This window comes from Bacillus sp. YH3-2-B2 (assembly GCF_053663335.1).
On sequence record NZ_JBSJQE010000005.1, the window covers coordinates 135711 to 162444 of the forward strand.

A 26734-nucleotide genomic window follows, 5' to 3' on the forward strand; every position below is an offset into this window, starting at 1 on the left:
TGTATGCTTCGTTTACATAAAAAGGAGGAGAATCACTTTGGCAATTGCCGCCCCGCTTAAAGAAAAACCTGTCCATCGTCCCGAGACAACCATGTATTCTATTCTGTTCATTATCGGGATCTGTCATCTGCTGAACGATTCACTGCAAGCGGTGATTCCGGCGATGTTTCCGATTTTGGAACGTTCCATGAATCTTACATTTACGCAGCTCGGAATTATCGCCTTTACGCTGAATATGGTGTCTTCCGTGATGCAGCCCGTCATCGGCTGGTATACGGATAAACGCCCGATGCCGTATGCTTTGCCGCTCGGACTCACCGCAAGCATGCTCGGCATTTTAGGTCTCGCGTTCGCCCCGTCTTTTCTGACGATTTTATGCTGTGTCTTTTTTATCGGCCTTGGCTCCGCCGTCTTTCATCCTGAAGGATCGCGTGTCGCTTACATGGCCGCCGGCGAAAAGCGCGGATTGGCGCAATCGATTTACCAAGTCGGAGGGAATACCGGCCAGGCGATGGCGCCCTTGATTACCGCGCTGATTCTCGTTCCGCTCGGTCAATTCGGCTCTGTCTGGTTTACGCTAGTCGCCGCAATCGCTGTGCTGTTTCTCATTTATATCGCCAAATGGTATAAAGGCCGCCTTATTCATTTGCGCGCCGCAAGTAAAAAATCACCGGCCGCCGCTGTGCAGACCGTGATTACAAAACCGATTATTCTCGCCCTTATCATGATTATCTTCTTAATTTTCGCGCGCTCCTGGTATGTGAGCGCGATCGGCAACTTCTATACGTTCTATGCGATGAATGCCTATCATGTCAGCATTCAGCAGGCACAGAGCTACATCTTCGTCTTTTTATTTTTCGGAGCTGTCGGAACGTTTCTCGGCGGGCCGCTTGCAGACCGTTTCGGAAAGCGGAACGTCATCATCGTTTCCATGACGGCATCGGCTCCCTTGACGATTTTCCTTCCGTTTGCGGGACCTGTCATCGCCTATGGCGTACTGGCGCTGATCGGCGTTGTTCTGATGTCCAGCTTCTCCGTGACGGTTGTCTACGCGCAGGAGCTTGTTCCCGGCAAAATCGGAACGATGTCAGGGCTTACGGTCGGGCTCGCCTTCGGAATGGGCGCGATCGGAGCGGTTGCGCTCGGAGCTCTTATTGATTCAGCGGGATTGACGCCGACCATGACAGCCGTCGCCTTTCTGCCCGTTTTAGGTCTGCTCGCCTTTGTCCTGCCGAGCGACAAAACATTAAAAGAATGGCATTCATAAAAAAATCCCTGCCGAAAAGGCAGGGATTTTATGTTTCAACCGTATAAAAATGAGTGTCAGGAACCGCATATTTCGGAATAAACCCGTCTCTGAAATCAGGAAACGCTTTTTGAATTTCATCAATCCATTTTTTTACGTTTTTGATGTACGGGACGTAAATCATACTGACTGTCGCCTCATCATCAATGTGATAGTACCAGCAGAGATTGAATTCGTTCTCCGTGACGAGCGTAAAGCCTGAAAAATGATAAAAAATCAGCGGGGTGTCATTGACATATACAGCCCCGTCGCGCAGGCTGACGTCATATTGCTCAATATTCCACAGCGCCGCATTCGCGCCGATCGACTCCGTGACATGCACGTGTTCAAACTGCGCGGGCCACTTTTCAACATACCTTTGGTCACCGTATGTCTTTTTTTCTTCATTCATCTCCACCGTACAATAGGAGATGCAATCCTGTCTCCACTGCCAGACCGCCCGATACGCTTCCCCGGTATTCCGCGCGCCGACAAACCCGGTGTTGTACTGCCCCGTCAGCTTGTAATAAGACGCAAACCGTTCTGAATTGCGGTGATCCGTCAGAAAAAGGGAAGCATCCGGCTTTTCCGCAAACAGCTCGCCCGCATCTGAGAAGAAAAAGAGATCGGTGTCCAAATGGGCAAAATATTCGGCTTCATCATACTCCGTCATCACATGGAACAGAAAAGCCGGCTTCAGCGTCCAGCAATATTCATGAAACGTCCGGCCGCCCTTTGCTTCAAGCAGCTCCGGGTTCTCCATTTCATGGAGCTGAACCGCCGTGACATGTTCCCACGGCACCTGCTGAAGCAGTTCGTACGCTTTCTGATCGACACACAGCACATACAGATGAAAATCCCGGCAATGCTCATGGAGAGAATGAATCATCGGCATCAGTTTAAAGATATGCGTTCTGGAAACAATGGTTGAAAAATGATATTTACTCACCATATCACATCCAATTTATTTAAGATCCACATGCAGTAAATCAGCAGTCAGCGCTTTGAACGCCCTTGCAAAGTGCGTGACGCCCAGCTTTTTTTCCGCTTTTGCCAAAAGCTTTCCGACCTCCGGCAGCTGGAAGCTGTTCGCCGTGATCCGCGGGCTTTTCGTCTTCCAGTCCGGGTCAAGGTTGCGGTCTTTAACCGCGTGCAGCAGCTCGAGAAAAATGTGCAGCAGGCTTTCATATTTCTCATAATCAAGCAGCACTTCGATATCTGCCATCATGCTGTTGGTTAACTCCGCGTCAAACGGTCCGTTAAACGCGAGGTGCACGTCAAGCGAATGAATGTCATTGTACTTGTCGCACATGTACGCGATATTCGCCCTGATGTCATCAACGGAAGCGCAGTTGCTCGGATGCTCCTGATGGACGCTCATGATATCGCGCCGCAGCTGAAATCTCATTCCCGACTGATGAAGCCTGATGCCGAGATCATAATCTTCAAAGCCGTATCTGACAATGCCTTCATCAAACAGGCCGAGATCTTCCACGTGCTGCCTCTTAACTGATGAATTGTTCGTAATGAAAAAACGCCACGGCAGACGGTAGCCGTTCAAATCATCTCCGTATTTTTCCAAAATGCTTTTCAGCACCCGGATAAAGTCGGTATCTAAATCAAAGCATCGGTCAAGAAAGCTTCCGTCTCTGATGTCACTTTCATCAAGGAGCGCCTCTTTATCGCCCGGCAGCTCTTCATACAGTTCGGCGAGTTTTTCCTTATGCTCTTTTTCAAAACGGTCATAATAAAAACTGTAAATCCGCTTCCAGAACATACCGCATACGACAAGATCGTCCCGGTTCTCATGAGCCTTGATATGCTTCGCCACCAAATCCTTTTCGGCAAGCATGTCGCTGTCATGGAAAATCAAAATATCGCCTCTGGCATTGCGGACCGCCTGATTCCGCCCGTAAGCGATCCCTCTGTTTTCTTTAATTCTTACAAAAATCAGCGGAAAATTCGCGCTGAATGATTCAAGCATGGATAAGGTTCCGTCTTCCGAACCGTTGTCAGCCACAATCACTTCGAACGGCTCTGTGCATTCCTGTTCATTCAGGGACAGCAGGCTGTTATAAAGCCTCTCCTTGGAATTATATGCGGGAACAATGACGCTTGCCTTCACTTTTCGTTCACTTCCTGTATATGATCATTTATTTGTTATCATCCTCAGATGCAAAGCCGCTGAACTCCGGGCAGACGGCGCTGACCGTCCCGATCACCCGCTTCAGAATGTCCTGATAAAGCTGATGGACAAACGGCAGGTCGGTCCGGTCCGTCTCATGAATCTGCCGAATGTCGCCGGCTGTGACGATCCGGTATCCGCTGAAATGATAGAAAATCAGCGGACTTCCGTCTTCGAGCACAAGACGCCCGTCCTTCCATGAAAACGTGTGGCGGCCGTAATTCCAATGGCCGATATTCACGCCGGGCGTGGTGATGTCACACACATTCGGGAACAGGCCGGACATGTAATCCAAGTAGCCTTGATCTCCGAATTTTCCTTCGCCCGGCGCATTTTTGCATTCTTCCAGGCAGCGTTCTTTCCACCATCTGAGACAATCTGTGCCGGCACTGTCGGTTTTGAAGCTGAGAAAACCGGAATTATACCGGCCTAAAAGACGTTGCAGCATGTCGATTTCCTGTTTTTCAAATGAGGGAATGACGATATCGCCCCGTGACAGAAGCACCGAACAATCCGGCTGATTGTCAAAAATCGCGCGCGGATCAGCGAAGAAAAACAAATCGGCATCAATGTACGTGACACGCTCTAATTCCGGATGTCCGTCCAGCACGAATTCGAGAAATACCGGCTTCACCGTCCAGCAGTATTCGCTCTGATTCCTCGTCCGCTTCAGTTCAAGGAGCTCCTCATTTTCCAGTGCGGACACCTGAATCAAGGTGACATTATCCGGCCGCATTGCCTGAAGCACGTCATAGGTGTCTTGATCCATACACAAAGTAAAAATGGGGGCGTCCGCCTGAACCGCTTTCAATGAGCCGAACAAAGCGATAGCCTGATACAGCCTTCCTTTTGATAAAACTGTGCAATATGCGCTTGTCACGTCTTTCTCTCACCTCTGTTTCTGTTACTTTTGAAAAAAGGCTTTATACCATTCGATCGTTTTTTCCAATCCTTCATCAATGGTATGCGCGGGCGTCCAATTCAGAAGCTTCCTCGCCTTTTCCGCTGATAAATATTGGTGCTTGATTTCGTGGCTTCCCTGGTTGAGCACTTTCGGCTTGAGGTCACTGTCCATGGCCTTAAGAATTTTTTCTACAAGTTCCAGCACCGTCAGCTGAATCTCATTGCTGAAGTTGAACGCTTCTCCCGCAAGATTGAGCTCCTCCATCTTTTCCGCCAGCAAAAGGTATGCCTCGACCGCATCCTCGATGTAAAAATAATCACGGATAAATGTGCCGTCGCTGCGGATTTCCGGCGCTTCACCGTTCAGCACGAGCTGAATCGTCTGCGGAATAATCCGGTTGAAGTTCAAATCCCCGCCGCCGTACAAGTTGCCGCAGCGCGTAATACAGACCGGAAGTCCGTACGTATTAAAATATGTGTGGCTTAACAAATCGGCACAGCTTTTTGATACGTCATACGGATGTTTGCCCTGAAGAGGCATGTTTTCATCGTACGGCAGTGTCGGCTGGTCGCCGTATGCTTTATCACTGGACGCGACGATCACCCGTTTGATGAGCGGATGCCTGCGGCACGCTTCAAGGATATTCCATGTGCCGAGAATATTGGCTTCAAATGTGGAAATCGGATTGCGGTTTGCGACGCCGACGATCGCCTGAGCGGCTAAATGAAAGACCGTGTCAATTTCATATTCGCCCAGCGCCCGCTCAATCACATCCAGATCTTCAAGCGCGCCGTGCACGATATTCATTTGCTTCACTTGTTCTCCCTGATACAGGTTCGACTTGGGCACAGTGTCACGGACAAGTCCCGTCACATTAGCCCCCTGATCGATCAGTTCCTTCACCAAGCAGCTTCCTAAAAGACCTGTACATCCCGTCACAAACACATTTTTATTTTTCCAGAAACTCAAACTTGATCACCATACCTTCCATACATGTTGTCCCCGGTCCCACATCTTGTTGATTTCCAGCAGGTTTTTATACGTATCGATCGCCGTCCAGAAACCGTAATGCCGGTATACCGCCAATTCGCCGTCCTTTGCCAGCTCCTTCAGCGGTTCTTCTTCAAACATGACGTCCCTGTCTTTCGGCAGATAATCAAATACCTTCGGGCTGAGCACGAAAAATCCGCCGTTGATGATGCCGTCACTTGAGGTTTTTTCAGAAAAGCTTTTCGCCATACCGTCTTCAACCGTCAGCGTTCCGAATTGCGAGGTCTTTTCTATACCGGTGACGGTCGCCGCAGCCCCTTTTGATTGATGATAGCTGATCAGATGAAACAGGTTGATGTTGGCCAGTCCGTCCCCGTACGTCATAAGAAAGGTTTCATCACCGATGATGTCCTTCGCCTGTAAAAGCCGCCCCGCTGTCTGCGTGTGTTCCCCCGTGTCTAAAAAAGTGATTTTCCACGGCTCGGATGTTCCCAATATCCGCACTTCTCCGGTAGAGCTGTCCAGCGTCATGCTGTGATTCTTCCAGTCATAATCTAAGAAATATTCCTTAATCATCTCTCCTTTGAAACCAAGAAGCAGGATAAATTCGTTCACGCCATAGTATTGATAGAGTTTCATAATATGCCATAGAATCGGTTTGCCGCCTATCATGGCGAGCGGTTTGGGACGTTCATTGGTGATTTCGCTCATTCTCGTTCCTTTTCCGCCGCAGAGAATGACTGCTTTCATCTCTACCCCTCTTCTCTGTGAATATTGGATTCGAAACCGCCCGTATAAGAGAAACCAACCCGATAATTTGTCCGATTCTCTATCACCGGTTTCAAAATCTACTGTAAGATATGAGAGATTGGCGCCCTTTGTGACCAAAAGCTCTCTCTTTTTTCAGATTGGTGAAGATACACACAAAAAAAGAGCCTCACGGAAATTCCGTAAGGCTCTTTCTATTATTTATTATCCTGATTCAGCTTTTCTTTGCCGTAATGATATTTAGACGGATCAACCGGCGTAAAGTCGCTCAATTTGTGGAATCTGAGCAAGTCTTTGTACATCACGCTGTCAGACAGCTTCAGCTGCTCTGTGACTCTGGCTTTCAGGTTTTTCGTTTCCTGATTGCCTTTCAGTTCTTTTCCTGTCTTCGTATCGTATACGACATTGGAGATGGAAGTATATTTCGGCGTGACGTAATCTCCGTTACGGAACGTCACCGTATCATCATGGTCTTTCGAGAAGAGATCGGTGCCGAAATTAATATATTTCTTAGAATCGATGCCTTCCAAGTGAAGGATCGTCGGCACAACGTCCATTTCACCGCCGTACGTATGGTTCACCCCGCCTTTTTTGCCGGGGATGCGAAGCATAAGCGGCACACGCTGATTCTGCGCGTTTTGATAAGGCGTAATTTCTTTGCCGAGAATTTCTTTCATCGCGCGGTTATGGTTTTCAGAGATTCCGTAGTGGTCTCCGTAAAGCATAATCACCGAGTTGTCATATAAACCGGATGACTTCAGATCTTTAAAGAACTGTTCAAGCGCTTCGTCGAGATAACGCGCCGTCTGGAAATAGTCATCCACAGTCGCGTCGCCCGTTTTCGCTTTTTCGATCGTTGCGTCTTTTTCATCAAGCGTAAACGGATAATGGTTCGTCAGCGTGAGCAAATGCGCGTAGAACGGCTGTTTCAGCGATTGAAGCTTCGGTATGGATTCTTTGAAGAACGGTTTATCCTTCAGTCCCATATTGACAAGGTTGTCATCAGACATATCGTATGTGCTGGCGTCAAAGAATTTATCGTAGCCGATATGTTTGTAAATCTGGTCACGGTTCCAGAATGATTTGTAGTCACCGTGTAAAACGGCGCTTGTATAGCCCTCACTTTGGTCAAGGATGGCAGGAAGCGATTGATACGTGTTTTCCCCTTTTGTCACGAAGGCTGACCCTTCAGGCAGTCCGAACAGGCTGTTATCCATCATCAGCTCGGCGTCAGATGTTTTACCTTGGCCCGTTTGGTGGAAAAAGTTATCAAAGTACGTCATGTCCTCTCCGCCGCGGGCGAGTTTATTCAGGAACGGCGTGACTTCTTTTCCGTCAAGTTTGTAATTGATCAAAAACGATTGGAAGCTCTCCAGGTGAATCTTAATGATGTTTTTGCCTTTGGCCTTGCCGAAATACTCGGCGTTCGGCTTCGCATAATGCGACGATGTGTAGTTTTCAACGCTCGTCAGGTCATCGCTGCTGGCATATGCCCGCTGTGATTCCGTCTGCGCCGTCTGTACGCCGTCATAGATCGTGTAATTATAAAGGCCTAAGTATTTTACAATGTAATTGCGGTCAAACGTTCTTGTCAGCAGCTCCGGGCGGTCCTCTTCGGCAATCGCCAGGTTCACGAAGAACAACACAATACCCGTCACGATAATTAATGACGTATACCGTTTTTTCAGCTTGAATTCCTTCAGCTCACGTCTCCACACCAGAAGCGCGATTAAAATAATAATATCAACAAAGTATAAAATATCATGGCCGGACATAATGCTGAAGATGCCGTCTCCCATATTTCCGACATTACCGGATTGCTTTAAGTTCGGGAATGTCAAGAAATCATCGAAGAATCGATAGAATAGGATATTTGCATACAAAATAAACGTCATGATGAAATCAATAATCACCATGATAATCGCTGATTTGCGGCCTTTCGCAAACAATGCCAGTCCTAAAAAGAAAATGGCGCTTGAGAACGGATTGATCACAAGCAGAAACTGCTGCGTCGGACCCTTCACCCCAAGGTTGAATTCAGCATGATAGGCTAAATACGTTTTGGCCCAAAACAAAATAATAGCCAGTACAAAAAAACTAAGTCTGTAAGAAAATAATTTCTTCATGGCAACCTCTACTTTCCTAAACACTTTAAATCTGTATTCTTACTTTTTACTTCAATTCCTGCTTTCCGAGCAAAACGAAAGCATCACACAGCCCCATAAACACACCATTTTAAAAAACGATATATTTATCATTCGTGTCATGCCCATTGAACATCTTATCCCGCCAGCCATTAGACGCAGGATATCCGTTCTTCGTTTCACATTTTTTTCTGGCATTAAAAGGTACCGTATCAGACCCGGTCTGAAACTAGGAGATACCAAATATAAGAATAACACAAACTTCTAAAAACGAAAAATGAATATCAAAGACAGCCGCCCAACAGGCGGGCTGAAGTTATTGTATGCAAAGGGACTGAAAAACTTGAAGGTTTTTTTTGTGAGGTAAAAAAAGGACCGGAGTCATCCAGTCCTTTCCCTGTCAAATTATCGCTTAGACCCTAAAGATATACAAAAATGCTTTCTTCACGTATACCTTTTGTTTTTTATAATCCAACCATGCAGCAGAGCTGGCATTTGTGACTGCTTAAACTGTTCTCCAACACTGGTCCTTAACGCGTCTTGCAAATTTCTGTTTCTCATCAGCGAAAAAAATTGTGAACTGGTTTCATCAAACCCGCCAATAAAGGAATTAGCTCCGTTTTTTTTCTGTTCAATAACGAGTTTTTTTCATACTTTTTAAATTGAGCCTCGACATACAGTTTTAGTTTTTCACTAATCATTTCCCGCTCTCCTTTTAGTCCCAGCTGCGTTTTAATATCTTAATTCTCACGGAGGTTTAATTTCTCGCCATTTTAATGTAATGTCTGTATCCAATTAGAGAAACTATAAATCCTAGTATTGTATAGCCCAGTACAACAAATGTTACCCATACTAGACTTTCTCCTCCAGATATCGTCGAGACCGATTGAATTAACCCTTGATGCGCCCAGTACTGAGGAAAGAGCATTCCAATAGTTTGAAGATAGCTTGGCAATTGATCATAAGGAGTCCATAAACCACATACAACAGCGGTACCTAATGCAATCACATTTGTCATGACCAAGCCGGTATTTTCAGTCTTTGCAAAGACTGAAATAGCAACTCCCCAGGATGTAACTAGTAAAGATATCAACACAACAACCCACAAATACGCCGGAAAATTATTAATTTCAATATCGTACAGAAATATTCCCAGAACGGAAAGGAGAAGAATTTGCATAAAAGTTATGACTAAAAAAGGGATACTTTTTCCTAAGAAGAAGTTATAAGGCTTTAAAGGAGTACTTGCCAGTCTTGATACAATTCCTTTTTCCCGATCCTTTACAAAACTTATAACGATGGAGATAATAATGAATGTTGAAAAGAATACGCTCATGCCGGTTACAGATTGAGAAGCTACTAAAGTTTTGTTTGCACTGTCTGTCGTAAATAGCTCAATCAGCAATATGATGGACACAATGGGTAATATAATCGTCCAAAAAAACAGAGACTTATCCTTTAACTGTTTTAGCGTTTCAATTTGAGCGAGCGGTAACATGATAAATTCCCCCTTTATTCTTCATCACGCAAATCAGTGCCGGTAAGTTTAAAGAATACATCTTCTAATTTTGGCTTATATAAAAACAACTGATGAGGTACAATATTGTTTTCCTTACTGACCCTAATTAAGCGCTCCATGGTTTCTAAAGGTTCTTTGGTTTTTATTATCAACCCTGAATTAACGACTGAAAACTCAAAACCATGGCTCTTTATTAATTCAGGAGACAATGAGGAGTTAAACATAATAGATGATTCTTCATGTCGTTTAAGCAGTTCATTTATTTCTCCTTCATCGATAATTTGCCCTCTGTCGATAAAAGCTACATAGTCACAAAGAGTTTCAATCTCTTCCATGTAATGACTCACATAAATAATGGTTTTACCGGCTTTTTTGAGTCGATTTACGATTTTAAAAATGTAGCGGCGTGATTGCGGGTCCACACCTACCGTCGGCTCATCTAGAATAATTAAGTCTGGATCGTGCATTAATGCACACCCGATATTTAAACGGCGCTTCATTCCTCCAGAAAAGTTCTCCACAACGTCGTTTGCCCTTTCTAACAACCCGATATCTTCTAACAGTTTTTTTGTTGTTTGCTTTAGTTTTAAGCCATTCAGTCCGTGTAACTTTCCGAAAAATTCCATATTGGTTTTTGCGGTTAATTTTTCTTCAAGGCTGATATCCTGCGGAACATAACCCAGCCTGCCATTTTCCTTGCCGACAAATTCAACCTTACCGTCATATTCCCGGATGATGCGCGAGATGATCTTAATTAAGGTAGATTTGCCGGATCCGTTCGGTCCAACAAGTCCATAGCAGACTCCTTTCGGAATTGTTAAAGCAACATTGTCCAAAGCCAGAGTCGTGCCATAGCGCTTACTTATATGTTCAACTTGCAGCATTTACACCATGCCCCCACTGTTATTTATTTTAAATATGGATTCAATCGTATTAATGTACTCCTTGTAGGCTGCTTTCCCTTCTTTCGTGATCTGAACAATAGTCTTCGGCTTTTTGGATACGAACTTCTTGGTTAGTTCTATATAAGCTGCATCTTCTAACTTTTTCAGATGCGAACCTAAATTCCCATCTGTGATGTCTAATGACTTTTTCAGGAAAGTAAAATCACATTGATCATAAGTCATCAATAAACTCATAATTCCCAACCGCACTTTGGCATGTATTAAATCATTGATATTGTTAACATTACTCATTTCCTTGCCCTTTTCTTTTCAAAATCATTCCTGTAAGTAATAGGCTGCCTCCGCCAATAAATGCAAAAACAATATTCATTGCATCAGGAAATAGGCAGAATGTAAGCATACCGAGTATGCTCAGCCACAATCCCATAACAAAAATCTCTTTTGTTAACACGATGCCTAAGAATATGTACATAATAGACACCATTAAAACAATCAAAAACGATAGAAATTCTCCTGTTCGCGGCAAAAATCCCATTAAAAACAGGAAAACAAAAATGCATACCACTAATATGAATCCAATCCAAGCATATTTTAATTGATTCTTTAAGAAAGTGGGCATAGGATCAAATTGTTTCTGCTTAAGATATGTCTTCAAAGTCAGTATCCATCCTAATACTGCCAGTATTAACCAGACACAAGCAAGGACTACAGAAAGTACCTTAAATAAAGAAACGGAATACGCAATAATCCATATACAGCCCCAAATAATGAAATATGGACTGGTTTGCCTTGAGTACTCAGTCTTGTAATTCGTCAAGACTTTGATATGAGATAAGTTTTCAGCTATCTCTGATTCACGAAAATTCTGATTTGACATAAGACAGGCTCCTCTTTTCGCAAAGTACTTTGTGAAACAGAGTATATTCTAATTCCATATATTTGTAAAGAGGTTTTATTCAAAATAGGCGCAACTATTTAGTCTTGGGAACAGCAGATGGGACTCTTTGCGCCGGTATGCTTCCATTACAGCATGAGACGTCCTTTATATAAGCATCCTAATAAAAAAGAGAAGCCTGCTGATCTTCAACTCAATAGATAGCATGCAATGGCTGTCTGAATTTCTGGCTAACGGAGGAACATACGGTAAAACTTTTAAGCCACACTTCTGATGACAATTTTTGCAGGTTTTAGAAATGACCAAAATAGAAGGTCCGGGAGTCAAGCAGGGAAGATATCTTGACCAGGTGTGGTTGGACAAGCCGAATGTATATCGATTGGAAAGCAATTCATTTTATTAAAGGAAAAAGGACCGGAGTCATCCAGTCCTTTTCATCACATCGGTCAAATCCCCGCCCAAACATCTTTTGCGTAAATGCCTTTTGTCTGGAGGTCCAAAAGCCATTCTTGCGCTTGCCGTTCGTCTGTTTCGTGGACCGACTGATACGCTTTTTGCAGCGTTGCCTCTACATCGGGCGCCATTTTGCTGCCGTCGCCGCATACGTAGAGGTGCCCTCCCCGGCCGAGGATGGAAATTAAAGCGCCGGCGTCTTTCGCCATTAAGTGCTGCACATACGTTTTCGGTACGCCTTCTTTGCGGGAGAAAGCCGTATGAAGCGTCACGATTCCGTCTTTTTCATAAGCTTCAAGCTCATCACGGTAAATAAAATCATGATCGTTTCTGCATCCGAAATACAGATGAGCCTCGCCCAGCTCTTTTCCTTCTTTTTTTAACACCGCGCGGGCCTGCAGAAATCCGCGGAACGGGGCGACTCCTGTGCCGGGACCGACCATAATAATCGGTTTTTCCGGATCTTCCGGCAGCCGGAACCGTGTTTCCGGAGTGCGGACAAACATCACGATACCGTCCTCAGGGCGGCGGTCCGCTAAATAATTCGAAGCGACTCCGCGATACTCACCCAAACCGCTCCGGGCGGGGCCGCGAACGACACCGACGGTAATTGAGGCCTGCCCGGGATGTTTCCGCGGCGAACTTGAAATCGAATAATACCGCGGCTTCAGCGGGCGCAAAAGCTCCAGAAATCGCTCAAACGGCAGTTCACACGCTTCATATTTTTCAAGGAGATCGAGCATTGAGACGCGCGGTGTTAAGATTTGCTCCTGATAGACGCCCTCCTCAAGAAAATCTTCCAATTCCCGTTTGTGCGGCGGACAGACCGTATAAGCGGCCATTTCCCGGATTTGAGCCCTTGATGCCGCTTCCTGCAATTCGACACAGCTGCTCAGAAGATCATGCAGCCTGACCGGCCGATCGAGCGGGAGATGAGCCGCGCTCTGTCCGCTGGCCGTCAGCAGCACTTGATCATTCCCGTTCAGATTGAACCGGCGGAGAACACGGCTGACCTGCTCTTTGCTGTTTACCGGCAGCACGCCGAGATGATCCCCTTCATGATAGGCAGCCTCTTTCGGCAGAGTGATTTCAATATGCCTTGTGCTCCGGCCGCTTTCCGGCGCCTGAAGTTCCCTGTTTTCCGCAACGGATGCGTAAACCGCCTCATACGTCTTTGCCAAAGGAGACCCGCCAAGCCCGCTGACAAATTGAAGACCCAGCGCACTTCGCTCTTTTTCGGCATTTTCATTCAGCTTGAGACCGAATGCCTTCATGGCGTCCGTCCACATGCTTTTTTTCCATTCATCAAGCTTTCCTTCAAAATCGCCGCTGACGTCCCCTTCGCCTCGGGCAGAAAAGCGTTCCGCCCCTTTTTCGGCAAGCTTCTCATCAATCAGTCTCGGCACAGCCTGATATGTCGCCGCCCAGTTATGATCACCGCAGCCGAAGACGGCATATCGGACGCCTTCCAGTTCCCCGCGTTTGACTTCTTCAAGCCATTGAACGAATTGTCCCGCGTTGCTCGGAGGCTTTCCGTTATAAGAGGACGTAATGATCAAGAGAGCTCCTTCTTTCGGCAGTTTTCCGATCCGGTCATTTAAAGGCGCCGTTTCAGTCCGGACGCCGTGCATCCCGGCAGTATCGGCAAGTTCCCGCGCCACGCCTTCTGCGGTTCCCGTATCTGAGCCGTACAAAATCAGAAGCGGTCGGTTATCAAGCCCGATAATGGATGCGCCTTTTGTTTCCCATTTTTCTTTTTCGACGTCTTCCGCCGCTTTTTCAGCCGCCGGGAGAGCTGCCGCAACGGCTCCTTTGTTTCTCGGCCGCACCCGGATATGAAAGTCGCCGGGCTTAATCGTCAGTGTCTGTTTAATATCGAGCTCATAATCGGTGTGATCGATAAAGGTAAAATGCTGCAGAATCATCCCCAGAACAAGAGTTGCTTCATGCAGGGCGAACTGCATACCGATACACGCCCTCTGACCGTTTCCGAACGGCTTGTACGCATGGTGAGGCACTTGATCAGGATGTTCAAACCGCTCCGGATAAAATTCCTCCGCATTGTCTCCCCACGCGTCTTTATCACGGTGAAGCTGGGGAATTAAGACGGAAATTCTGTCTTTCGGCGTGATCGGATATTTCCCGCCGATCACCGTATCCTCTTTCGCATAAAGGCTGAACGCAGGCGCGGTCGGCCATAAGCGCAATGACTCCTGCAAAATCATTCGGATATAACTAAGCTCCAGTACTTGTTTATAAGAAGGAACGGGATCGGTCAAAACCCGATCGGCTTCTTCATAGGCTTTTTCCAAAACACGGGGATGTTTCAGCAGAAAGTAGATGGCAAAGGAAAGCAGGCCGCTGGTCGTTTCGTGGCCGGCAATTAAAAACGTGATGATTTGAAACCGGATATTTTCATCATCAAGTTTTTCGCCCGTTTCCGGGTCTTCCACATTCAGCATTCTGGCCAGCAGATCCTTTTCATCCCGTCCGCCTGACCGGCGCTCTGCGATAATACTGTCTACTAACGAAAACATCGCCTGAATGTCATGATGAAATTGGCGCTTCGTCCTGATCATGAGTTTATCCTGAACATCGAGACGCTGCATTTGGTGCATCGCTTCATCAAGGGCGCGCACCATGCTGTTGATAAACGGATGAGGCGTTTCCCTGTAATAGCTGTTAAACCGATAGTTAAAGCCGCAAAGCCCGATCGTATCAAGCGTCAGGCGGGTCATATCAGCAGGCACATCAACGGCCTCATCCGGGTTCAGCCTAGCCCATTTTTGAATCAGCTGCACCGCGATATCAGTCATCATCGAATGATAATCTTTCATCGCGCGCTGGCTGAAGGTCGGCATCAGAATATTATGCGCCTTTCGCCAGTTAGGCTCATGCGTCCAGCTTGTAAACAGCCCGTCACCGGAAAACGCCCGGACTTTCTCCAAAGCCCCTTCAATGCTTTTATCGAACCGCTCTTCATCACAAACCTCTTTCACCAGTTCATGTCCGGACACGACGATAATGGCGCCCGCCGGGGTATGCAGCTGAAAAATAGGCCCTTGCTCGTTTGCCAGTTTGATCAGCGACATTGTAGGCTTGTCTTTATCAAGCAAAGGGAGATTGCCGAGAGGACCGAATGTCTTCGGCTGCGGAATCGGACCTGTTTCCTTCATGAATAACACCCTTTCTTACACATTGATGCGTTCCTTCCAACTACAGTGCCCTTTTCACCGGCCGATTATCCGCCGTTACGGATCAATCCCCGGATTGACGATTGATAACGGTTTTTTCTATACTGGAGAGGCTTGTTAAATACAGAAATAAGGTGAGTTCACATATGGATTTTGAAATCAAGTTTTTATCGTTTTATGTCATTCAAGTGGAAGGAAAAGACGAACAGGCAAATAAACAGTTCAAACATTTCCAGACCCTTGACACGGAAGAATTTGAAGAAAGCGAGCTGAAGGATTTTCTTGACGGGGAATTGAAGAAAATCGTCAAACGGAAAGCTGAACGGCATCCGCAATCCGAGCAGGTCCCCACAAAAATCGGCCATTTTATCACGGAGCCGGGCCATGAGCTTGATTCAAATCCGAATTACAACCTTTTCAACCGCGCCAGACTTGCGGATACGAAGGAAGCATTTATCGAAGCAAGCGAACAGTTCGTCCGCACTTACCTTGACACGAGCGCCGTGCGCGGCGGTGTTTTTATCGTGGCATCGGCCGTTCCGCGCAAATATTTTGAAGACAAATTCGTCTTTATGATGAAATGCGATTTCGAGCCGAAGGTCGCCCGCATCTCAGACGCCTCGTCTCTCATTAAAAAGGTCGAAATGGCCATCACGACAAAAAACATGAAAAGCATTCAATATCCGTATATGCCGGAAGAAGGCATGACGGAAGAGCATGAGCTGAAAATCCACCAGGCCTCGCACGCCCGTTATTTCGAAGATTTTCTCAAATTTGTCGAATATGGCGAATCGATGCCGGAAATCATGAAAAACCAAGTCATGAACATGGTGCAGGAGCACGTGTATGAAACTTTTGAAGAAAACAGCGAAGAGCTTCAGCAGTTTGAGCACGACATTGAAATTTGGGAAGCGAGTGAAAAGCGGGAAATTCAGGAGCGCCTCGACACCCATCAAGTCATCGAGGCATCCGCGCAGATCATTGAACACACGCCGGAAGCCGAGCTGAAAATGAAAGTCGGAGAAACAGAGATTAAAGGATTACTGGCTGATTTCGGCGAATCCATCCATCTCGCAAAAGTGAACGGGCGCTATGTCGCGCTCATTGAGGCGGAGACGATCTCGTTTGAAAAAGGCAGTTCGCCGGTGGAGTTTCACAAGCCTGAGGGGCTGCATGAGGTGATTGAGCGGATACGGAATAAATCTGAACAAGACTGACAAAAGTCCAGACGCCATGTTCTGGACTTTCTTTATTTAATAAGGCTCTTTGAGCAATCGATAGCATTCACCGATGATGTCTTGGACGCCGGGCGTTCCCTTTATCTCGCGGCGGACGATTTCAGATGAGAGATTCTGCACCTGTAATGCCCGCTCCGCCCGTCTTTCAAAGTATGATTGACATGCAGTTTCATGGTTTTCGTGCTTTTGCAGTTCTTCACTAAGCACAATCGCGTCTTCAATCGCCATCGCCGCTCCCTGCGCCAATGTCGGCGCTCCTGCATGGACGGCATCCCCGCCCAGAACGACGCGGCCTCTGTGCCACGGTTCTTTGACCGCCATCTGCTCAATCTTATGAAACAAAACGGGATATTCCCTTGACATATTCTCTGTCACAAACTTTACTCCCGGAATTCCGCGCAGCAAGTCTCTCACCCGTTCAAAACGTGTGTCCTCGTCATCCCTGAAGTCAGCGTCATACGGCTGGATGATAAATACGTATCCTTTTTTTTCAGAGAGCGGCACGACCCCGACCTGCGTCTGCCCTTTTTTATACATCAGTGTTGAATCATGAAAAACCGGCTCGGGAAAAGAAATGTAAAATCTGTGCGCTCCCATGCCGAGATACTCTGTTTTCACTTCCCTTTGCAGCATTTGATCGCGGACAGCGGAGCGGATGCCGTCAAAGCCGGCGAGAATGTCAGCCGTCATCGCGGTTCCGTCTCCACAATGCACCGTTATTTCATCTGCCGTTTCTTCGTAAGACACGACTTTTTTACCGGGCAGAATCGTGACTCCCGCCGCTTCAGCATGCTTGCTGAGGATATCGTTTAACGTTTGCCGCAATATATTATTCCGCCCCGGCAATGTATCATCTAAAAACGCCTCACTCACTTTAAACTGCAGCGTTCCGTTTTCATCATGCTGCTTCAGCCATTCCGTTTGAAAGCCGTGTTGGCAGCATTCATCATACACACCGATTTCCCGAAGCACCCGAAGCGCATTTTGAGGCTGAAGAATGCCCGCTCCGCTTTTTCGCATGTCGGACGCCGCCTCGCAAAGGGTTACTTCAAAACCTGCTCTGCCGAGAGAAATCGCTGCGGACAGGCCGCCGATCCCTCCGCCCGCTATGATGATCTTTTTCACTTCATGGTTCATCACGATACCGCCTTCTCTATTTATTTATCATTCATTAACTATTAGCCACCTTACTATATAGGCTGAAAAACTGTCAATCTTTATAGGTTGCCTTTTGAATCCGGCAAGCTTATACTTTGAATCACTAAAATGGTACGGAGGCTTACAAAAATGGAGTTGAGACATTTGCCGGATTACTCGCAGATTGCCGGACGCGCTGAGATTTACGCCGGTATGGATGCTGAATCATTGAAAACATTTTTGACGTTATTTGATATGTCTAAAAAAATGAATCAGGTCATGGAGCATTATTTCTCAAGTCACGGATTGTCCGAAGGGAAATTCAAAATTTTAATGTTTCTGTTTGACGAACCCGGCCACAGCCTGAGTCCGACGGAGCTGGCGAAAAAATCCAATGTCACCAAAGCGACCATCACCGGATTGATCGACGGACTCGCACGGGACGGCTTTGTAAACCGCAGCCGGCATACCGGTGACAGACGAAAAATCAGCATCGAACTTACAAGGGAAGGAAAAGAAAAGCTGATGCTGTTTCTTCCCGGCCACTTCTCCAACATTTCAGCAGTCATGGAAAGCTTCACTGCTGGAGAAAAAGCGGAATTGACAAAAATGCTTGAAGTTTTATTTGATAAGCTTCTGCTGTTTTCCGGAGACAAAACATAAAAAGGCGCCCCTCTCAGCAGGGCGCCTTTTTCGCGCGGTTAATCATCACTGTTTAAAATCCCGAAAAACCGAAGCAGGTTGATAAACAAGTTGATAAAGTCGATATAAAGCGTCAATGCCATCAAAGGAATCAGGTCAGCCGTGATGTCCCGGTGCTTGATCTGGTTCAGATCGTATAAGATGTACATTGAAAACACAATCGTTCCGATGACGGAATACGCCATCATGGCGGCGGAATTCAGCGGGCTGAAAATATTAAAGATCCCCACTGCGAGAAGCGCGATAAGAGCGACAAGCAAGAAGGACCATAAAAACGACAAGTCCTTTTTCGTTTTAGCGCCGATCGTGCCGAGCACCGCAAAAATCACAAACGAAGAACCGAATGCCTCCAATACGACATAGGCTCCGGCTGCGGACGCATAATGGCTGATGATCGGAAACAGCGTCATTCCGGAAATAAAAGCGAATGAAAAGACAAACACATATCCGACGGCTTTTTTTCGGCGCAGCCAAAATGCGGCGATGATCATGACGACCTCTAAGACCGACAGCGGCAGCATCAATGCCGGCGGAATGAACTGGCCCGTATACAGGCCGATTGTCGCAACTAACAGTGTAAACACAAATACCGTTATAATGCGCTGCATAATAGATTGTTTGCTCTCATAAGCAGCAGTTTGCATGTCAAAAGTCCTCCCAAAAAATGATCGTGATAGGTCTATTATAAATAAAATGGGAGAAATTTGCATGATTTTAAGAAGATTTTAAGGATGTCAGGCCTGACGTTTTGCTGCGCACTCCTGCATATCCATGAAATCATGCAGTTTTTTCGTCAATCCGCCGTGCCCGAATCGGATATTCCCCTTCTGCCCCGGCGTTTTCACGAAATCAAGGAATGCCAGCACATAAATACGCCTGACAGGAATCGGAATGACGCCCGCATCATAAAACCAGCCATCAATTGTATTGAGCACGCCTTTATTTATGCCGTATTGCTTCGTGCACCAATGCAGAAAGCGCACTTCGGGCAGGTGCAGATACCGGCTCTCCCGGAAAGGAACAGTTGAATGCTTCATATGTCGCCTCCTGTCATTGGCTGTTTTTTAAGATTGTTTTACTTCTTTGCTCTTCAGGGAAAATCGATATTTCTCCACCTTATCAATTTGTGTCACTTGGGAATTATGAACCGTAATCTGAACAGTCCCGAAATCGAGCGTTTCCAGCGCACTGATAATCTTTTCGATCACATGCGGATCTACGTTTCCTTTGGACGTCATCATGCTCCCCCTTTATGTCTGGCCGTTCGTCTTTGGACAATGAGTGCTTTAATTCATACTATTCTGATAAGAAATATATAATTATACTATTATGTTTTCATTCAGAAATCAACAGCATTTACACAATTTTCGGATATGTTTTCTTTGCGAAAACTTTCACTTCCTTCGCTTTGACATAAACCGTGTCGCCGACGCCCGCCCCCAAGGCGTCATATTGCTCTTTTGAGAGCTCAATCTCCAAGTGCTGGCCTGTGTCGGTACGGACGGCTTCCAATCTGACGGACGGTCCGATGGCGCGGATATGAGCCGCCTTTGCTTCAAATGAATGCAGACCGGACGGTTTTTTTTCTACGGTAAAATGGTGCGGCCTCACATAAGCGATCCCCTTGTCCTGATCAGCATGCCCGACAGGTATTGCTGCGTTTCCGGTGATCAGCTTTCCTTCCTCCACTCTTCCTTCAAATACGTTGACACTGCCGAGAAAGTCGTACACAAACGGATTTGCGGGGTGATCATACACCTCCTGCGGCGTTCCGATCTGTTCAATCGCACCTTCATTCATAATGACGATGCGGTCGGCCACATCAAGCGCTTCTTCCTGGTCGTGAGTGACGAAAATACTTGTCATGCCGAATTCATCATGAAGCCGTCTGAGCCATTGCCTTAACTCTTTTCTTACTTTGGCGTCAAGCGCGCCGAACGGTTCATCCAACAGCAGAATGTTCGGTTCTACGGCCAAGGCGCGTGCGAGGGCGGCTCTTTGTCTCTGTCCGCCTGACAGCTGCGAGGGATAGCGCTTTTCATAAGGTTCCAGTTTCACAAGCGCCAGAAGCTCTCTCACCTTTTCGGCAATTTCCTTTTTGGCGGGACGCTGCTTTCGCGGACGGACTTTTAATCCGTAGGCGACATTTTCAAAAATCGTCATCTTGCTGAATAACGCATAGTGCTGAAACACAAAACCGACATGTCTGCTTTTTACATGCGTATCCGTCACATCTTGTTTTCCGAACAGGACACGTCCCCCATCCGCCTGCTCGAGGCCGGCAATGACTCTCAATAATGACGTTTTGCCTGAGCCTGACGGGCCGAGAAGCGCAACCAGCTCGCCATTATTGACGTGAAGATTGATATCCCGCAATGCCTGATAGTTTCCGTAATGCTTAGAAATACTGTCGATCGTAATCTCCATAATGACTCCTTCCTCATCCGGCTTTGACAGAACGATAACCGGCTTTCCATTCAATGATGTTTTTCAAAAACAGTGTCATAATCGCAAAAACCGACATGACGGAGGCCGCCGCAAAAGCGGCCGTAAACTGATATTCGTTGTACAAAATTTCGATATGAAGCGGGAGCGTGTTGGTAACACCTCTGATATGACCGGAAACGACTGATACGGCGCCGAATTCGCCGATTGTCCGGGCCGCGCTCAAAATCACCCCGTAGATCAGCCCCCATTTGATATTAGGAAGCGTCACATGCCAGAACGTTCTCCAGCCACCAGCACCAAGGGTAACGGACGCTTCTTCTTCAGCATTTCCCAAGCTTTGCATAAGCGGTATTAATTCCCGGGCAATGAAAGGGAGCGTCACAAACAAGGATGCAAGCACGATTCCCGGGACTGCGAATACGATTTTTATCTGGTGATCAAGTAAAAATGGACCAAGCCAGCCGTGAAGCCCGAACAAAAGGACAAAGATTAAGCCCGCGATTACCGGAGACACGGCAAACGGCAGATCAATCAGTGTCATAAACAGACTTTTCCCCCTGAATTCATATTTGGTCACAGCCCACGCCGCGGCGACGCCGAACAGCGTATTCAGCGGAACCGTGATAAAAACGACGAGGAGCGTCAATTTCATCGCGGCAAGGGAATCCGGATGCGTGACAAAGAGGATATATGCTTCCGCTCCCTTTTTAAAAGCTTCAATAAATATAAATGCAAGCGGCATGATTAAAAATATGGACAAAAAGAGCAGAACTGCTGAGATCAGCACCCATTTCACAATGGGTGATTCCCGTATCTCCCGCTTAGGCACGGCTGTTTTCGCTGTTTCCAGCTGCATGGCATATCCCCTACCTTCCTGCGTATTTTCTCGCGGTGAGCCATTGCAATCCATTGATGATGAATAAAATGAAAAATGTGATGACAAGCATGACTGCCGCAACAGCTGTTGCCCCGGCATAATCGTATTGCTCTAATTTCGTCATAATGATCAGCGGGGAAATCTCGGTTTTAAACGGCATATTGCCCGCGATAAATACAACAGAACCATACTCCCCGAGGGCGCGGGCAAAAGATAATGCGAAACCCGATATAATAGAAGGAAAAAGCTCCGGCAGAATGACCTTTTGGAAGGTTTTCCATTTCGAAGCTCCAAGTGACGCAGATGCTTCTTCCGTTTCCTTTTGGAGATTTTCTAAGACGGGCTGAACCATCCTGACGACAAAAGGCAGCCCGATAAACGTCAATGCGATGACAATGCCGATCGGTGTAAAGGAAATACGGAAAGGAAACAACTGTCCGATCCAGCCGTCCGGTGAATACATTGCCGTTAATGTAATGCCTGCGACGGCGGTCGGCAGCGCAAACGGCAGATCAACCAGGCCGTCAGCCAGCCTTTTCCCCGGAAAGTCATATCTCGTCAGCACCCAGGCGATGACAACGCCGAAAACCGCATTGATCAAAGCGGCGCAGCCCGCCGTCAAGAAGCTCAGCCGATAGGAAGCCGCGGCCCTCGGCTCAGAAATGATATGCCAGACGTCCCCGGGCCCCATTGACATCGTATGAAAAAACACCATGGACAGCGGCACGATAACCAAAACGGCCATATATAAAAATGTAAATCCCATCGTTAATCCGAACCCCGGAATCACGGACGGTTTTGTTTTTTTGAAAAGTAACGTTCTCATACTCGTTTCCTCTTTCTATTTCTCATAGATGCTGTCAAAGGTTCCGCCGTCATTGAAATGGGTTTCCTGCGCTTTTTTCCAGCCGCCGAATTCCTTTTCGACCGTCACCGTTTTAATCTGCGGGAATTGTTTTTCATACTTTTTCAGAACCTCTTTATCGCGGGGCCGGTAAAAATTCTTCGCGGCGATCTCCTGCCCTTTTTTGCTGTAGAGGTAGGACAAATATGCTTCAGCCGCTTTTTTTGTTCCTTTTTTATCGGCGGTTTTGTCGACAACAGAGACAGGAGGCTCAGCCAGAATGCTGATTGAAGGATTGACAATCTCATATTTCTCCTTGCCGAATTCCTTCAGTGTGAGATAGGCCTCATTTTCCCAGGCGATCAGCACATCCCCCATCCCTCTTTCTGTAAAACTGGTCGTGGCTCCGCGCGCCCCTGAATCAAGCACTTCCACATTGCCGTAGAGGTCTTTCATAAACTGTTTGATTTTCGTGTCGTCATGATGATACGTTTCATCGGCATATGCCCATGCCGCTAAATAGTTCCATCTGGCTCCGCCCGATGTTTTCGGATTGGGCGTAATGACCGAAACGTCCTTTTTCACCAAGTCAGCCCAATCAGTGATGTGTTTCGGATTCCCTTTTCTGACTAAGAATACGATGGTTGACGTGTAAGGAGTTGATTGATCCGGCAGACGTGACTGCCAGTTTTGATCAATGAGCCGGGCTTTTTCTGCTATCGAATCAATGTCATAACCTAAAGCAAGCGTTACGACATCAGCGTCGAGTCCGTCTATTACGGATCTGGCCTGCTTCCCCGAACCTCCGTGCGACTGCTGAACGGTTACATCTTGACCCGTTTTCTTTTTCCAATAGGAAGAAAAGGCCTGATTATACTCTTTATACAGCTCCCGTGTCGGATCATACGATACATTCAGCAGCTGAACGGTCTTTCCGTCTGATGACGCGCTGCCGGACTCAGATTGACAGGCTGACAGCGCCCCTGCCAATAAGATCAATACTAAAAATGCCGCTGTTTTTTTCATGTGCCTGATTTCTCCTCTCTTTTTCCGCATAAAAAAAGGCATATTATCCCCTTTCAAAAAAGGGAAATAATATGCCTTCAGTTGACTGATGGGCAATTATACCGGTATCAGATTTGGACAGAACGGCCAGCTTTCGTTTGTGTACGATCAGCTATTTGTGCCGGTTCGATGTGTATAAGAATAATTCAAACTATCCCTAGCTGTCAACTAAGTTTTAGAATATTTAAATTGTTTTCCGCTGACAAAAAAAGCGCCCCGCCTCTGGCCGGAGCACCTTTTTTCTATGCTTTTGCTTCCTCGATCACACATGTGACACCCATGCTGGCGAGCGCCTGCTCCAGAGAGCCGTAAGTTTGATACTCTGAAAAATCAAGTCCCAATTGGATAGAAGTCTGTGCCACATCAGGCCGAATGCCGGAAAACACGGTTCTGATGCCGAGGAGAAATAACGTTTTCGACAGCATATACAATTGCTGCGCCACCATCGTATCGACAATGGGCACACCGGACAGATCAATCACAAGGTTTGTGATCCGTTTGGCGACACAGTTTTCCGGCACCGACTCCAAAATCACACGCGCCCGTCTTGTATCAATCGCGCCGATAAGCGGCAGAGTGCCGATCGTATCCGCGATCAAAATAACCGGACAGCTCAATTCGGAAATAAGCTCCTGCTGAGATGACAGCCTCGCGATCATTAATTTCTGAAACTGTTCAGTAAAATCCGTCATCAGCTGATCAAACGAGCCGTTGACAATGTAATTCCAGCGGCGGGCATCCTCATTTGTTACAATGTCCTGATGCTCATCCATAAAACGGGTGACCGCCTCCCAAAAGACGGTTCTTGAATTGCCGATCGCCTCAACGACCTCATGAACCTCCGCGTCTTGCTCCACTCTGCTTTTCGCTACCTGTGCGGCCCATTTTTCTTTATTATGCTGAAAAACGGCCGGATCTTCCAAAAAAGCGCTTGCGATGACCGTGTTTGTAAAGGTATGCTGCTCGATCAGCAGCCGTTTCATTTCCTCACTTAATTGATCCGCAGAATAAAAACGCCCTCTCAGCTTCCGTCTCAGTTTAAGCCATTTTTCCGTCAGCTCTGCCGAATGTGTAATAATATAATCATGAAGTAATTGGTCTTTGTTCACTGCCGTCTCCTCTTTCAAGAATATGTACTTTTGTCTAAATTATAAATCGGAATCGCCGATCGCACTAGAGAAATTAAAAAAAGCCGGCACATTAAAGCTTTTGATTGCTTTTTTCGGCAGGAGGATACACTATAAAAGAAATGAAACAGGAGGTCAGTATGATGATCAAAAAAATCGCGACAGTTGCCGTATACACTGATGATCAGCAAAAAGCGAAAACATTCTGGACGGAAAAAGCGGGGTTTGAAACCGTCGCCGAGCATCCGATGGGACCGGGCGCCTTCTGGCTTGAGGTAGCGCCCAAAGGGGCCGCCACTCATTTGGTTATTTATCCGAAATCGATGATGAAAGGGGCCGAGCATATGAAGGCTTCTATCGTATTTGAGTGTGAAGATGTCTTTGCCGCATACGAACAGATGAAAAAGAACGGCATCACCTTTTTAGATGAACCGAAACAAATGGAATGGGGCAGCTTCGTGCAATTTAAAGATGAGGATGGTCATGTCTTTCTCCTGAAATCGTAATCCGTCAGGCATCTCAATTGACTTTGATAATCATTTTCATTTAAAATGTTGGATAAAGCGTGAAAATGATTGGAGAGCTGCCAGATGTTTGTGCAAATCAGAAAAATGACCGTAAAAGAAGGACATGCCGACAAAGTAATCGAACGCTTCAGTTCAGAAGGCGTGATTGAAAAGCAGGAAGGTTTGATAGACGTAACGGTTCTGGAAAAAAAAGTCCGCCGCGGTGATGAAGAAGTCGTCGTGTTAATCCGCTGGGAGTCTGAAGACCATTGGAAACAATGGGAAAAAAGCGAAGACCACATCGCGGCCCACAAAGCAAACCAAGGCAAGCCGAAACCTGATTATATGCTTGGAACGGATGTCGGTATGTATCATGTCAGAGCCGTTAAAACAGGCGTACACGAAAAATAATAAAGAGCATTTGCCCCAGGGCAATGCTCTTTTTATTTTTTCTCCTCATACGGCAGGACAAACAGCGGTTTATCGGGCTTCCATTCCGCATACAGCACGTCCTCCGTTTTTTTGATGTTCAGCTTTTTCAGCTCCTGATTCAGCTGCTTTTCTTCCAGCCCGGCTTCTTTCAGATTTTCATACAGCACTTCGCCGTCAATAATCAGCGTGACCGGCAAAGAGACCTGCTTCGGCTTTATTTGCATGTCGCCGTTTTTCGTCGTGTCATATTGGAATTTCGGCAGGACGCTGACCATCCCGTTTGTTTCTAAAATCGCGTACTCCGCTTCCTGTATGGAAAAGCAATTCGCCTGTCTGAGAAGGCTTTGCAATTGATTAATGTCCAGCTTATTCTTTTTCAGCACATCATATTTCAGTTTTCCTTTATGTATGATAATACTCGGCTCGCCTTCCAACAGCTTTCTGGAGCTTTTTACTTTCTGCGTAATCAGTTCGATGAGATAAATTAAAACCCCCCATAACAGAGAAGCAAAAATGATTTCAATAATCCTGACGCCTTTATCATACACCGCATTTCCGACCAGTTCGCCGAGGATGAGCGCGGAAATAAAATCAAACGGCGTAATTTGCGAGAATTGAGTTTTTCCAAGCAATTTTAAAATCACAAATAAAATACCCAAACCGCATACTAACTCCCAAGCCACTGTAAGTAAATGTCCCATATTCGCACCTTCTTCTTAAAAGTCATTACCATTATGGACATCCGCCTGTTTTCTATACAGCGGCCGGCAATACACAAAAAAACGCAGCCGAGGCCGCGTTTTTTCACTTCTGCTTACTGTTTTTGATTCGATCTGACGACCCGTAAGCACACCTCAGCGGCATAACCGGCTGCCGCTCCGGAACCCGCAAACATCGCGGCAAGCCCCAAGCCCATTCCTTCCCAGCCGCCGACACCGAAAATGCTGTAAACAACCGTACCGAAAGCAGTCAGGCCCAGCACCGCCAAAAGGCACTCAGGCCACATCTTTTTCGGCCATTTCTTACGGAGCACAGCCGATACGGCAAAGTTAAGACAAAATGCGGCCAGACAGATCAGATAAAAAAACCCCATGTCTTTTGCACCTCCGTCATAAG

The 26734-nt window shown here is 46.6% G+C and carries 27 protein-coding genes; 5 read left to right on the plus strand and 22 right to left on the minus strand.

Going from position 1 to position 26734, the window contains the following annotated elements:
- Positions 1–37: 37 nt before the first annotated feature.
- Complete coding sequence (locus tag ACWJJX_RS17385) at positions 38–1267, plus strand: MFS transporter (protein ID WP_003155670.1); 1230 nt, start codon at positions 38–40, stop codon at positions 1265–1267.
- Positions 1268–1295: 28 nt separating this feature from the next.
- On the opposite strand, the gene ACWJJX_RS17390 is transcribed toward ACWJJX_RS17385, so the two are convergent.
- The 11 genes from ACWJJX_RS17390 to ACWJJX_RS17440 all read right to left on the minus strand — a co-directional run bounded on the left by ACWJJX_RS17390 (position 1296) and on the right by ACWJJX_RS17440 (position 15224).
- Positions 1296–2234 carry a hypothetical protein gene (locus tag ACWJJX_RS17390; protein WP_454023149.1) on the minus strand — a complete coding sequence of 313 codons (939 nt, stop codon included), beginning with the start codon at positions 2232–2234 and terminating at the stop codon, positions 1296–1298.
- A 15-nt stretch (positions 2235–2249) separates the two neighbouring features.
- The gene (locus tag ACWJJX_RS17395) at positions 2250–3410 is read right to left on the minus strand and encodes a glycosyltransferase family 2 protein (protein WP_252206724.1); all 1161 of its coding nucleotides are present in this window, start codon (positions 3408–3410) and stop codon (positions 2250–2252) included.
- Positions 3411–3438: 28 nt separating this feature from the next.
- The gene (locus ACWJJX_RS17400; protein WP_182069670.1) at positions 3439–4350 is read right to left on the minus strand and encodes a putative nucleotide-diphospho-sugar transferase; all 912 of its coding nucleotides are present in this window, start codon (positions 4348–4350) and stop codon (positions 3439–3441) included.
- 24 nt (positions 4351–4374) lie between these two features.
- Positions 4375–5343 carry a GDP-mannose 4,6-dehydratase gene (locus ACWJJX_RS17405; protein WP_032865771.1) on the minus strand — a complete coding sequence of 323 codons (969 nt, stop codon included), beginning with the start codon at positions 5341–5343 and terminating at the stop codon, positions 4375–4377.
- Between the two features lie 6 nt (positions 5344–5349).
- Positions 5350–6114, minus strand: a complete 765-nt coding sequence (locus ACWJJX_RS17410) for a glucose-1-phosphate cytidylyltransferase (RefSeq protein ID WP_003155676.1) — start codon at positions 6112–6114, stop codon at positions 5350–5352.
- A 215-nt stretch (positions 6115–6329) separates the two neighbouring features.
- Positions 6330–8258 (minus strand): LTA synthase family protein, encoded by a 1929-nt coding sequence (locus tag ACWJJX_RS17415; RefSeq protein WP_003155677.1) that lies wholly within the window; start codon positions 8256–8258, stop codon positions 6330–6332.
- Positions 8259–9033: 775 nt separating this feature from the next.
- Complete coding sequence (locus ACWJJX_RS17420) at positions 9034–9774, minus strand: ABC transporter permease (RefSeq protein WP_077721926.1); 741 nt, start codon at positions 9772–9774, stop codon at positions 9034–9036.
- 14 nt (positions 9775–9788) lie between these two features.
- Complete coding sequence (locus tag ACWJJX_RS17425) at positions 9789–10679, minus strand: ABC transporter ATP-binding protein (protein ID WP_454023150.1); 891 nt, start codon at positions 10677–10679, stop codon at positions 9789–9791.
- Complete coding sequence (locus tag ACWJJX_RS17430; protein ID WP_007609957.1) at positions 10680–10991, minus strand: winged helix-turn-helix domain-containing protein; 312 nt, start codon at positions 10989–10991, stop codon at positions 10680–10682.
- The gene (locus ACWJJX_RS17435; protein ID WP_454023151.1) at positions 10984–11577 is read right to left on the minus strand and encodes a hypothetical protein; all 594 of its coding nucleotides are present in this window, start codon (positions 11575–11577) and stop codon (positions 10984–10986) included. The genes ACWJJX_RS17430 and ACWJJX_RS17435 overlap by 8 nt, the downstream gene beginning before the upstream one ends.
- Before the next feature lie 464 nt (positions 11578–12041).
- Positions 12042–15224 (minus strand): bifunctional cytochrome P450/NADPH--P450 reductase, encoded by a 3183-nt coding sequence (locus tag ACWJJX_RS17440; protein WP_454023152.1) that lies wholly within the window; start codon positions 15222–15224, stop codon positions 12042–12044.
- A gap of 164 nt (positions 15225–15388) precedes the next feature.
- Between ACWJJX_RS17440 and ACWJJX_RS17445 the strand changes: the two genes are divergently transcribed.
- The gene (locus ACWJJX_RS17445) at positions 15389–16459 is read left to right on the plus strand and encodes a DUF3900 domain-containing protein (RefSeq protein ID WP_007408944.1); all 1071 of its coding nucleotides are present in this window, start codon (positions 15389–15391) and stop codon (positions 16457–16459) included.
- Between the two features lie 36 nt (positions 16460–16495).
- Here ACWJJX_RS17445 and ACWJJX_RS17450 read toward each other — a convergent pair whose 3' ends face one another.
- Positions 16496–17617, minus strand: coding sequence for an FAD-dependent oxidoreductase (locus ACWJJX_RS17450; RefSeq protein WP_454023180.1), 1122 nt, complete (start codon positions 17615–17617; stop codon positions 16496–16498).
- Positions 17618–17767: 150 nt separating this feature from the next.
- Between ACWJJX_RS17450 and ACWJJX_RS17455 the strand changes: the two genes are divergently transcribed.
- A complete protein-coding gene (locus ACWJJX_RS17455) occupies positions 17768–18280 on the plus strand; it encodes a MarR family winged helix-turn-helix transcriptional regulator (protein WP_317461760.1) in 513 nt (170 codons plus the stop codon).
- A 38-nt stretch (positions 18281–18318) separates the two neighbouring features.
- Here the strand turns inward: ACWJJX_RS17455 and ACWJJX_RS17460 are convergent, their stop codons facing one another.
- The 8 genes from ACWJJX_RS17460 to ACWJJX_RS17495 all read right to left on the minus strand — a co-directional run bounded on the left by ACWJJX_RS17460 (position 18319) and on the right by ACWJJX_RS17495 (position 24662).
- Positions 18319–18963: a Bax inhibitor-1/YccA family protein gene (locus tag ACWJJX_RS17460; protein ID WP_014304571.1), complete on the minus strand. Its 645-nt coding sequence runs from the start codon at positions 18961–18963 to the stop codon at positions 18319–18321.
- A 90-nt stretch (positions 18964–19053) separates the two neighbouring features.
- Entirely contained in the window at positions 19054–19356 is a 303-nt protein-coding gene (locus ACWJJX_RS17465) for a hypothetical protein (protein ID WP_146283738.1), read from the minus strand.
- 27 nt (positions 19357–19383) lie between these two features.
- Positions 19384–19557, minus strand: coding sequence for a YezD family protein (locus tag ACWJJX_RS17470; protein WP_003155693.1), 174 nt, complete (start codon positions 19555–19557; stop codon positions 19384–19386).
- 118 nt (positions 19558–19675) lie between these two features.
- Entirely contained in the window at positions 19676–20746 is a 1071-nt protein-coding gene (locus ACWJJX_RS17475; protein ID WP_182069662.1) for a sulfate/molybdate ABC transporter ATP-binding protein, read from the minus strand.
- 13 nt (positions 20747–20759) lie between these two features.
- Complete coding sequence (gene cysW / locus ACWJJX_RS17480) at positions 20760–21623, minus strand: sulfate ABC transporter permease subunit CysW (protein WP_454023153.1); 864 nt, start codon at positions 21621–21623, stop codon at positions 20760–20762.
- A gap of 10 nt (positions 21624–21633) precedes the next feature.
- Complete coding sequence (gene cysT, locus ACWJJX_RS17485; RefSeq protein WP_060674487.1) at positions 21634–22470, minus strand: sulfate ABC transporter permease subunit CysT; 837 nt, start codon at positions 22468–22470, stop codon at positions 21634–21636.
- A gap of 15 nt (positions 22471–22485) precedes the next feature.
- The gene (locus tag ACWJJX_RS17490) at positions 22486–23514 is read right to left on the minus strand and encodes a sulfate ABC transporter substrate-binding protein (RefSeq protein WP_063174337.1); all 1029 of its coding nucleotides are present in this window, start codon (positions 23512–23514) and stop codon (positions 22486–22488) included.
- Between the two features lie 281 nt (positions 23515–23795).
- On the minus strand, positions 23796–24662 hold the full coding sequence (locus ACWJJX_RS17495; protein ID WP_063174331.1) for an STAS domain-containing protein: 867 nt from the start codon (positions 24660–24662) through the stop codon (positions 23796–23798).
- A gap of 161 nt (positions 24663–24823) precedes the next feature.
- Here ACWJJX_RS17495 and ACWJJX_RS17500 point away from each other — a divergent pair, with 161 nt between their 5' ends.
- Positions 24824–25186 carry a VOC family protein gene (locus ACWJJX_RS17500; protein ID WP_007408938.1) on the plus strand — a complete coding sequence of 121 codons (363 nt, stop codon included), beginning with the start codon at positions 24824–24826 and terminating at the stop codon, positions 25184–25186.
- 84 nt (positions 25187–25270) lie between these two features.
- Positions 25271–25597, plus strand: coding sequence for a heme-degrading oxygenase HmoA (gene hmoA, locus ACWJJX_RS17505; protein WP_003155696.1), 327 nt, complete (start codon positions 25271–25273; stop codon positions 25595–25597).
- A 32-nt stretch (positions 25598–25629) separates the two neighbouring features.
- Here the strand turns inward: hmoA and ACWJJX_RS17510 are convergent, their stop codons facing one another.
- Both ACWJJX_RS17510 and ACWJJX_RS17515 read right to left on the minus strand, forming a co-directional pair.
- Entirely contained in the window at positions 25630–26319 is a 690-nt protein-coding gene (locus ACWJJX_RS17510; protein ID WP_024084984.1) for a YetF domain-containing protein, read from the minus strand.
- A 113-nt stretch (positions 26320–26432) separates the two neighbouring features.
- Positions 26433–26711, minus strand: coding sequence for a YesK-like family protein (locus ACWJJX_RS17515; RefSeq protein WP_017419062.1), 279 nt, complete (start codon positions 26709–26711; stop codon positions 26433–26435).
- Positions 26712–26734: the final 23 nt, after the last annotated feature.